Origin of the sequence: Bacillus sp. N12A5 (assembly GCF_026790125.1) — a bacterium.
Taxonomy (GTDB): Bacteria; Bacillota; Bacilli; order Bacillales; family Bacillaceae; genus Bacillus.
Genome location: NZ_JALAMR010000004.1, coordinates 118,998 through 129,234, shown reverse-complemented (window position 1 = coordinate 129,234; position 10,237 = coordinate 118,998). Strand labels below are relative to the sequence as shown.

The following is a 10,237-nucleotide window of genomic DNA, read 5'->3' as shown; positions in this document are numbered from 1 at the left end:
TCATCCGGGCTGATGCCGCAGTCGATCAGAATCCGCGCAAGACGGTTTGCCTTCGCATTCAGCTCGCCGTACGTCCAAGATTGGCCGTTGTATGTGACAGCCGGACGGTCTTTGTGGCGCTGGACAGTCTCTTCGAATAGCTGATGAACCGTTTTGTCTGTCGGCACAGGCAGCGTTTTGCCCTTCCATGCGTCGAGAAGCGCTTGTTTTTCTGTTTCAGTGACGAGTGACAGGCTGGAAAGCGGCTGGTTCGGGTTGCCGGTGACAGCATCTAGAAGCTGCATCCAGTATTGCTTCCATCGTTCAATCGTTTCAGGCTTAAACAGCGCTGTATTGTATTCGAGTACGAACGTAAGCCCTCCGTCGGTTTCGTCAGCTGTCAGCGTGAGGTCAAACTTGGCCGTTTTCCGTTCAAACGGATGCGGCTCAAGCTGAATCCCTCTCATCGTGAGATCCTTGATGTTCGCATTTTGCATTGAGAATACTGCGTCAAATAACGGGTTTCTGCTCGTGTCACGCTGAATTTGTACGTTTCCGATCAGGTCCTCAAGCGGGTAATCCTGCGCCTCAAAAGCGCTGAGTGCCGTTTCTTTCACTTCGCTAAGATAGTCAGCAAACGTCTTTTCACCCTTCGGATACGTGCGCAGTGCCAACGTATTGACGAACATTCCGATGACACGGCTGACATCCGCTTGAGATCGTCCGGCTACAGGTGAACCGACGATGATATCGTCTTGCCCGCTCAGTTTTGATAAAAACGCACTGTATGAAGCGAGAAGCACCATGTACAGTGTGGAATCCGTTTCTTTTGCAAGCCTGCGCAGGGCTTCAGCTTTGCCTGCTTCTAATGAAAATGCAATGCGGTCTCCCTCAAATGTTTGAACGGCAGGCCTGCTGTAGTCAGCCGGAAGCGTCAGCACCGGCAGCTCTCCTTCCAGCTCCTTCAGCCAATGCTCCTCTTGCTTCTTGTAAAGCTCAGACTGAATGAACTGCTGCTGCCACACGGCATAATCCTTATATTGAATGCGGAGCGGCTCAAGGGTTTCTCCGTCGTACAGCTTTGAAAGCTCCTCAATCAGCACGCCGACAGACGCACCATCAGAAATAATATGGTGCATATCGAACAGCAGCACATGCTCAGTGTCTGAATGCTTGATCAGACCCACTCTGAAGAGCGGGAGGCGATTGATTTGGAAAGGCTTGATAAACTCAGAAACGATCCGCTCTGTCTCTTCTTCTGCGGCTTCGAAATATGCCATCTCATATTCAGCTTCTTCCCAGATCCGCTGCACCGTTTCTCCATCTTTTATTTCAAATGTGGTTCTAAAGGCTTCATGGCGCTGCATTAACTGCTTCATAACGCTGTTGAGCCTTTCAACATCAAGCTCGCCTGTCAGGCGCAGAACCGCCGGCATGTTATAGCTTGTTTGCGCTCCTTCAAGCTGCTGGAGCACGTACATCCGTTTTTGCGGTGAAGAAACAGGGTACGTATCTTGTTTCTTTGCCGGGCTGATGCTGATGACTGTCCCTTTTTCAGCAGATGTGATCACCTGTGCCAATCCCTCAACCGTCGGTGACTGGAAGAGATCTTTGAGTGACAGCTCAACGCCCAGTTCCTTATGAACCAAGGCAAGCATCTTCATGCCTGCTAATGAGTGTCCGCCAATGTCAAAAAAGTGGTCATAAACGCCGACTTGCTCAGCCTGAAGCACCTGCGCCCAAATATCTGCGACTTTTTGTTCTGTTTCATTGCGAGGCGTAACATATGAAACACCCGTTGAGATGTTGGCATCAGGAATCGGCAGCGCTCTCCGGTCGATTTTTCCGTTCCCGGTCAGCGGCAGCTCGTCCATTTGGATAAACACCGCAGGAACCATGTAGCCCGGCAGATCCTTCGCAGCATGCTCTCTTAACTCTTGAGATGAGATTTCTCCCTCTCCGACATAGTACGCGCAAAGCAGTTTGTCACCCGCTCCTTGATCAACGGCAAGCACAACACTCTCCTGAACACGATCGTGGGTTTGGAGCTGATGCTCGATTTCTCCTAGCTCAATGCGCTGTCCGCGGATTTTCACCTGGTGGTCGATCCGCCCGATAAATTCGATGTCGCCATTCGGCAGCCATCTGGCAAGATCACCTGTTTTATACATGCGTTCGCCGGATATAAATGGATGCGGAACGAATTTCTCATGAGTCAGCTCTGGACGGTTGTAATAGCCCTTTACCAGTCCTTCACCGCTGACGCAAAGCTCCCCGGCAATCCCTGCTGGCTGCACGTGTCCCGCCCGGTCCAAGATGTATACTTCTGTATTGCTGACCGGTTTTCCAATTGGAACAGACAGCGTGTGCTCCTCCAATTCATCAACCGGATGATACGTCGCGAAAACCGTACTTTCAGACGGCCCGTACATGTGAAGAAGCTTGCCCTTTCCGACAACTTGCAAAGCTTTTCTGACATGCTCGACCGAAGCCCGCTCCCCGCCAAACATAATTTTGCGAAGCGTTGACAGGCATGCCGGATTCAAGTCCACAAGCAGATGGAACAAAGCGGTTGTAATCATGAGAATGCTGATATTCTCCCGCTCAATGACGCGAGACAGGCGAGCCATATCCAAAACGGTTTCTTTCGGTATCAGCACAAGCTTGGCACCATTCAGCAAGGACCCAAACATATCAAACATAAACGCGTCAAACACGTAATTGGAAAGTCCAAGAATCGTATCTTGCTCTGTAATCCTGAGATAATTCGCCTCTTTCACCGTGCGCAGAATATTGGCATGTGTCACGATATTTCCCTTTGGTGTTCCTGTCGTTCCTGAAGTATACGTCAGGTTAGCCATTCCCGCAGAATCAAGAGGCAGTGCGAGATTTTGAGCATCAGCATGATAGCTCTCCTCCTCGTCTGCAAGCACGATAATGCCATCAAATTCCGCTTTTTCTGCTAATGCCTTTAATTTCTTCTGAGTGAGAAGCACCTTTGCTCCACTGTCGCGGAAGAAATGCTGCATCCGCTGAATCGGATGTTCCGGATCAATCGGAACATAAGCCGAACCTGATTTTAATACTGCCAAGATCGACACAATCATATCCATTGACCGCTCACATAAGACAGCCGCTGTTCTGCCTTCGCCTGCTCCAAGAGAAAGAATGCTGCGCGCTAAACGATTGGCCCGTTCATTCAGCTCACGATAAGTGAGTGATTCACCTTCATATTGAAGTGCAGTGCGGTCTGGCGTTTTCGCCGCTTGCTCCTCAAACAGCTGAACGATTGTTTTGTCTTTCGGATAGGCTGTTCTTTCCGGGTTAAACTGCTGAATTTGCGAAACTGCCTCCTCTTCAGAAAGAAGTTTATACTCAGCAATCGGCTTCTCAGGCTCAGCCGCTGCATCTTCAAGCAAACGGGCAAAATGCGTAAGCAGCCTGTCTGCCGTGCTTTGTTTAAACAGCTTCGTGCTATAGTCCAAATCAAGCTCAATGCCTTCATCGGTTTCTCTTGCTTGCACCGTCAAATCAAATTTGGCAATTTTGAAATTGGTCTCATGAACGGACAAGGACAGATCACCCACAGACGGAATGCCCTCTGTCGCGTTTTGAAGACTGAACATCGTGTCAAACAGAGGGTGTCTGCTTACATCACGAGGGATATTCAAATCTTCAACAAGCCACTCAAACGGATAGTCCTGATGAGAAAAGGCATCCAGCACCTGTTTGCGGACACGCGAGATCAATTGGGTAAACGTCTCGTCCTGCTTCACTTCGCTGCGAATTGCGAGCGTATTAACGAACATCCCCACAATTCCCTCTGTATCGGAGTGGGTTCTGCCCGCTGACGGCGTTCCGACAATGATGTCATCCTGTCCTGTATACTTTGACAAAAGCGTATAGTACGCAGACAGCATCACCATATACAAAGTGGCGCCGTTTTGTTCAGCCAAACGATTTAGGCGATCCTTTACCCCTTCATCCAGCTTGATTGACACCCGATCCCCTTCAAAGCTTTGAACAGGCGGTCTCGGATAATCTGACAGAAGCTGAAGCACCGGAAGCTCGCCCGCAAAGGCTTCCTTCCAATACGATCGGTCCTTCTGATAGCCTTCAGCAGCCTGTCTGCTTTGCCACACGGCATAATCCTTATACTGAAGACGAAGCTCAGGAAGCTGTTCTCCTTTATATAGCCGTGCTAACTCCTCCAGCATAATGCCGATGGACACACCGTCAGAAATCAAATGGTGCATGTCAAACAGCAGCATATGACGGTTCTCTTCAAGCTCCAGCAAACCGATTCTGAACAGCGGCGCCTTCGCCAAGTCAAATCTCCTGACAAATGATGTCATCACTTCCTCATCGGAGCGGCCGCCTCTTTCAATCATTTCGATTTTGAAATCGACGCTGTCATGAATGTTCTGTCTAGGCGCGCTGTTTGCAAGGATAAATGACGTTCTCAGAGACTCATGGCGGCGGATTAACCCTTGAAATGCGCGCTCCAGCTTTTGAACATCTAAAGGCCCCTCCAAAATCGCTGCCGCCGGCATGTTGTATCCGACTCCCGCATCTTCGAACTGACTGACAATATATGTTCGCTGCTGTGCCAATGAAAGCGGGTAATGCTCCTGTTGTTCAGCAGGTGCAATCGCCGCAAATGCCCCGCTTTCTCTCTGATCGGCTTCCTCTGCAAGAGCCGCAATTGTCGGATGCTCAAATAAATATTGAAGCGGAATCTCAGCGCCTGTTTCCTTATGAATCCGTGTTAAAAGCGTCATAGCCTTCAATGAATGACCGCCCGTTTCAAAGAAATTGTCAAAGATCCCCGCTTTTTCAACGTTGAGCACGTCCTGCCAAATGGCTGCGATTGTTTTTTCTGTCTCATTTCGCGGCGCTGTATAGGCCGTTCCGCTGACCGCTTTCACCTCAAGTGCAAACAGCTTTCGGCGGTCGACTTTGCCGCTTGGTGTAAGCGGAATTTCTGTGATTTCCGTAAAGTAAGCCGGTACCATGTAGTCCGGAAGCTGTCTGGCTGCATGTGCCCGCAGACTGGCCGGCGCAAATTCGCTTCCAGGCTTCTGCACAACGTATGCGGAAACCTCAAGATTTCCCTGTTCATCAGGACGTGCCAAAACAACAGCTTTCGCAACGTCCGGCGCCTGCTGAATCACGGCTTCAATTTCCCCGAGCTCAATCCGGTAGCCGCGGACTTTGACCTGGTCATCCTCTCTGCCTAAATATTCGATTGTCCCATCTGGAAGCCAGCGAACCACGTCTCCGGTCCGGTACATGCGATCGCCTGGCACAAACGGATCTTGTAAAAACTTCTCAGCCGTCAATTCAGGCAGATGTAAATAGCCTCGGCCAACACCAGCACCCGCGATATAAAGCTCGCCCGCAACGCCTTCCGGCTGCAGACGGCCTTTTTGATCCAGAATATATAAACGGTTATTTCCAAGCGCTTTCCCGATCGGCACATACGCTGATTGGACAGCATTTTCCGAGATAACCGGATGAACAGATGCGTCAACACACGTTTCCGTAGGCCCGTACACATTGGTCAAACGCGGTGCGGTGCCCGCTTCTTTAAACAGCTTCAGCAGCTTGTCCGCAACAACAGACGACAGGCCTTCTCCTCCGATCAGCATGTGCTTCAGTTTCAGGCCTTCAAAATCGCCCGCCGCTATCAGCATTTGCAAATGAGCCGGTGTTCCATCCGTCGCCTCAATGCTGTGCCTGCGGTAATACGCGGCAAGGGCAGATCCGTTCGTCACTGTTGCCTTCGGTACGATATAGAGAGTTTGTCCCAAAAGAAGCGACGCGAAAATCTGCTTCACTGACGCATCGAAGTGGAACGGCGCAAGCAATGCCATTCGCAGTGTTTGGCTGGCGCTTTGGTAAATCGTCTGCTGCAAAGACGCAACCAAATGATGAACCTGGCGATGCTCGATCATAACGCCTTTCGGTCGTCCGGTTGTTCCCGATGTGTAAATAATATAGGCAAGATTTGGCGCCTTTACATCAGCCTCCGGCATGTCGTCTGCACCTTCCGCAATCGCCTGATCAAAATCAATCAATTCAGCATCGGCCGCAGGAGCTTCAATCTGCGATTCAGTCAGGATGAAGTCCGCTCCGCAGTCCTCCAAAATATATTGAATGCGCTCCGCCGGAAAAGCAGGATCAATCGGTACATAGGCGCCGCCGGCTTTTAAAATCCCCATGATAGACGTAATCATCCGTTCAGAGCGTTCAAGCAGAACCGCAACAGGACGGTCAGGGCCAACGCCTTTCTGTTTCAGCACATTGGCGATGCGTGCAGATTGCTCATGTAACGTTCGATAGGACAATGTGCGATCTTCAAATACAACCGCTGGATGATCAGAAAGCAGCTCAGCCTGTTCTTGGAACAGCTCCGGAATCGTCATATCCTTACGATAGCTGACTGATTCACCGCCGGCCCTCTCAAGCAGCTTCTCTTTCTCCGCTTCAGAAATCAGCGTTAATTCATCAATGGTATGACCTGGATGCAATAATGCATGTTCCAGCATCGTAATCATGCGTTCACAAACAACTTTGATTTCTTCACGTGAAAATAAATCAGTGCGGTAATCAAAATCAATGGTGAGTTTCCCAGTATCCCATCGATCCTTTACATGGATCGATACATCATTTAATCCGCTTCCGCTGAAAATCGGTTCAGTCAAAAAGGCAAGATTCTCTTCTTTCTGCCACTGCATGACCTGATATTCAAGTGATACCGTAAACAGCTTTGTCAAAGAGCTCTTTGTTTCACGTAAATCGTTGATCAGGAGATTATACGGGTACTTTTGGTGACGAAGTGTTTTCATGAGATCCTTCATCCGGTCTTTGACAAAATCCAAGAACGCCTGTCCGCCGTCAATATTAGTCCGCAGCGGAACCGTTGATACAAACATGCCAAGCATCTGCTTCTCTTTCGCATTTGTCCGGTTGCCCATAAAGGTCCCCGTCACTACGTCATTCTGGCCGCTGACTCTGTATAAATAGGCGGCGAGCACCGATTGAAACACTGAAAGGACACTGACCTTATGTTCCTCACAAAACGATAGAAGCTGCTGATGAAGCGTTTCAGGCACATCTTTAGAAAACCGTTCAGCCTCTAAACTTCCTCCTGCAGAGACATTCCGTTTCAGGGAAACAAGTTCAGGCACCGTTTCGAATTGCTTGTTCCAAAACGCCTTGTCCTTTTCAAACCGTTTCGATTGAGCATAGTCCTGTTCAGATAAAACATGATCGATAAATGAATGCGAAATGCCTTCTTTGGTCTCTGAGCCCCCGGCTAATTCTAAATAAATGTGCATAATCGCATTTCCGAGAATATTCATGGAGATTCCATCAGAAATCACGTGGTGAACATTTGCGTAAAACCACACTTCATTTTCCTTTATGGTGAACAAGGAAAAACGGAACAAGTCACAATCGTACAGCGGCAAAGGTTTTTTCGTTTCCTCCCGGCCCCATTGTGAAATAGACGCTATCGCATTCGGATCTCCAGTGGTGTCAGTATGTTTTATATCAACAGGCCGATACTCGCTAATGTATTGAACAGGCTCGCCGTTTTCATTGAGACGCAAACGAAGACGCATGGCGTCATTTCTGCGGATAAACGCTTGAATCGCTTGCTCCACAAGCTTCCAGTCAACCTTTTCAGTTGAAACCAGCTTACCAATCCCCGCAAGATTTGAAATACTTGTATCAGGATAAAATTTTTCTGTATACCAAATTCGTTTTTGTGCATCCGTTAAAGGATAAAAAGTTATTTCCATATTGTCGTACCTCCCCTAATCTTCAATAACCAGTGAACAAGTGCAGCATATTTTCCCTTTCTTATCCATATAAGCTTTTAATCCTTATGAACTAACAGCCGAAAAAGCCCAAAGTACTATGCGTAAAAAGCAATGCATCCAAACAAAAAAACGGAATGCCACTGTCAAAATGAACGCCATCAACCATCATTGCGGGGGTTAACACAAGCAAATAAAGACCGCAAGATCTCTCATCCAATCACGATACAATTTTGGCTAATTATTCATTGTTTTCAATATTTTTTACCTTACTACCGTTCACTTTAAATGAAAAAAATGTTTTTATCACCGAAAAATGGGTGAAAAGTTTCATGCGGGATACCGAAAGATTCCAGTTTATTTACAGGGATATTTTTGCGGGATACCGCAACAATTTCCACTAAACATTATTTACAGAAAAATAAAAATTTTTAAAACAACTCTTTCCGTTTCATCCCTTTGAATAGGTGAAAGCTATTTACAATCTTTACATCACATATGTTCACCGCGCAAAAACCGAAAAACAGCAAAAAAAAAGACACCCTTAGCCAAGAGCGCCTTACAACGATTCCTTTATGACATTTTTATCGATATCAATCAGTTCCATATAGCCTTTCCCCCACTCATACATGGCATCAAGAATAGGCATCAGGCTCTCACCTTGCGGGGTCAAGGAGTATTCAACCTTCGGCGGGACAACCGGATACACTTCCCTGTGAACAATCATATCCTGCTCAAGCTCTCTCAGCTGATTCACAAGGATCTTCTGCGTAATATCAGGAATTAAAGCTTTTAATTCATTAAAACGTTTTGTGCCTTCTTTTCCTAAATGCCACAAAATGAGCATTTTCCATTTACCGCCGATCACCGCAAGCGTTAATTCCTTCTCACAATTAAACCTTTTGTCGTCCATCCGGCTCAAATGTAATCCCCCTTAGTATATTTTTTGTATGTTAGATACGTATCATCACTTACTTACTTTTTTGCAGACTCCTTTTATTATACTCACTCCTAAAACCAAGCGAAAGAAATCTGATTGCCTCTTTTCACAGTATCCTCCAGGTGACTAGTTGACTTCAAAGTGCCTACTTCTCATCAACAGAGGGAACCTATAGAATGAAAAATAATTCGAAAAAGGGAGTGGATCAACAATGGAATTACAGCTGGCATTAGACCTCGTCAACATTCCGGAGGCCATCGAGCTCGTCAAAGAAGTAGAACAATACATCGACGTGGTTGAGATTGGAACACCAGTCGTCATTAATGAAGGCCTAAGAGCCGTTAAAGAAATAAAAGAAGCATTTCCGCAATTGAAGGTTCTTGCAGACTTGAAAATCATGGATGCCGGAGGCTATGAAATCATGAAAGCGTCGGAAGCAGGCGCTGACATCATCACCGTTTTAGGCGCTACAGACAACGCAACCATTAAAGGCGCAGTAGAAGAAGCCAAAAAACAAAAGAAGAAAATCTTAGTGGACATGATTAACGTGAAAGATATTGAATCAAGAGCGAAAGAAATTGACGCACTCGGTGTTGACTACATCTGTGTTCATACTGGCTATGATCTTCAAGCAGAGGGCAAAAACTCTTTCGAAGAATTAACGACAATCAAAAATACCGTAAAAAACGCAAAAACCGCAATTGCGGGCGGGATCAAACTTGATACACTGCCAGAAGTGATCAAACAAAAGCCTGACCTTGTCATTGTTGGGGGCGGAATTACAAGCGCATCCGATAAAGCGGAAACAGCTTCAAAAATGAAACAGCTCATTACCCAAGGATAACGTTATGAAAACGACTGAATACGTAACGGAAATTCTCAATGAGTTACACCGTTCAGCGGCTGATATTCCTGATGAAGAAGCTGATCAGCTTGCCGATCACATTCTTTCATCGAATCAAATTTTCACTGCAGGCGCGGGCCGGTCTGGATTGATGGCAAACTCCTTCGCGATGAGATTGAGGCACATGGGCTTCAACGCTCATATAGCTGGTGAGATTCTCACTCCGCCGCTCCGTGAAGGCGATCTCGTCATTATCGGCTCAGGATCAGGCGAGACAAAGAGCTTAATCCATACAGCATCAAAAGCAAAAAGCTTACACGGGGTTGTTGCCGCTTTAACAATCAACCCGGATTCAAGCATCGGAAAACAAGCGGATCTCATTGTCAAAATGCCCGGTTCCCCTAAAAACCGGTCGAACGGAAGCTATAAAACCATTCAGCCAATGGGTTCATTATTTGAGCAAACTTTGCTGCTGTTCTATGATGCACTGATTTTAAAACTCATGGAGAAACAAGGACTCGATTCTGAAACCATGTTCACTCATCACGCAAATCTTGAATAACGTCACACAACCGGCCTGGAGATCAGGCCGGTTTTCATTTTCTCCAAAATAAAGCTTTAAGCCCAAAAACCCGATAAGTAATATGA

At 47.1% G+C, this 10,237-nt stretch carries 4 protein-coding genes; 2 read left to right on the top strand and 2 right to left on the bottom strand.

Going from position 1 to position 10,237, the window contains the following annotated elements; all coding sequences use genetic code 11:
- Both srfAA and hxlR read right to left on the bottom strand, forming a co-directional pair.
- Positions 1-7,787 (bottom strand): surfactin non-ribosomal peptide synthetase SrfAA (gene srfAA, locus MOC09_RS05865; RefSeq protein ID WP_268369887.1); only part of this gene is annotated, 7,787 nt, incomplete at its 3' end.
- Positions 7,788-8,364: 577 nt separating this feature from the next.
- Positions 8,365-8,727 (bottom strand): transcriptional activator HxlR, encoded by a 363-nt coding sequence (gene hxlR / locus MOC09_RS05860; RefSeq protein WP_003241118.1) that lies wholly within the window; start codon positions 8,725-8,727, stop codon positions 8,365-8,367.
- Positions 8,728-8,956: 229 nt separating this feature from the next.
- Between hxlR and hxlA the strand changes: the two genes are divergently transcribed.
- Together hxlA and hxlB are read left to right on the top strand one after the other, a co-directional pair.
- Complete coding sequence (gene hxlA / locus MOC09_RS05855) at positions 8,957-9,589, top strand: 3-hexulose-6-phosphate synthase (protein ID WP_268357987.1); 633 nt, start codon at positions 8,957-8,959, stop codon at positions 9,587-9,589.
- A gap of 4 nt (positions 9,590-9,593) precedes the next feature.
- Positions 9,594-10,151, top strand: coding sequence for a 6-phospho-3-hexuloisomerase (gene hxlB / locus MOC09_RS05850; RefSeq protein ID WP_268369885.1), 558 nt, complete (start codon positions 9,594-9,596; stop codon positions 10,149-10,151).
- Positions 10,152-10,237: the final 86 nt, after the last annotated feature.

Bases quoted from the DNA above. Each gene is read 5' to 3' on its own strand.
- hxlA (WP_268357987.1), top strand. From the start codon at position 8,957: ATGGAATTACAGCTGGCATTAGACCTCGTCAACATTCCGGAGGCCATC.
- hxlB (WP_268369885.1), top strand. From the start codon at position 9,594: ATGAAAACGACTGAATACGTAACGGAAATTCTCAATGAGTTACACCGT.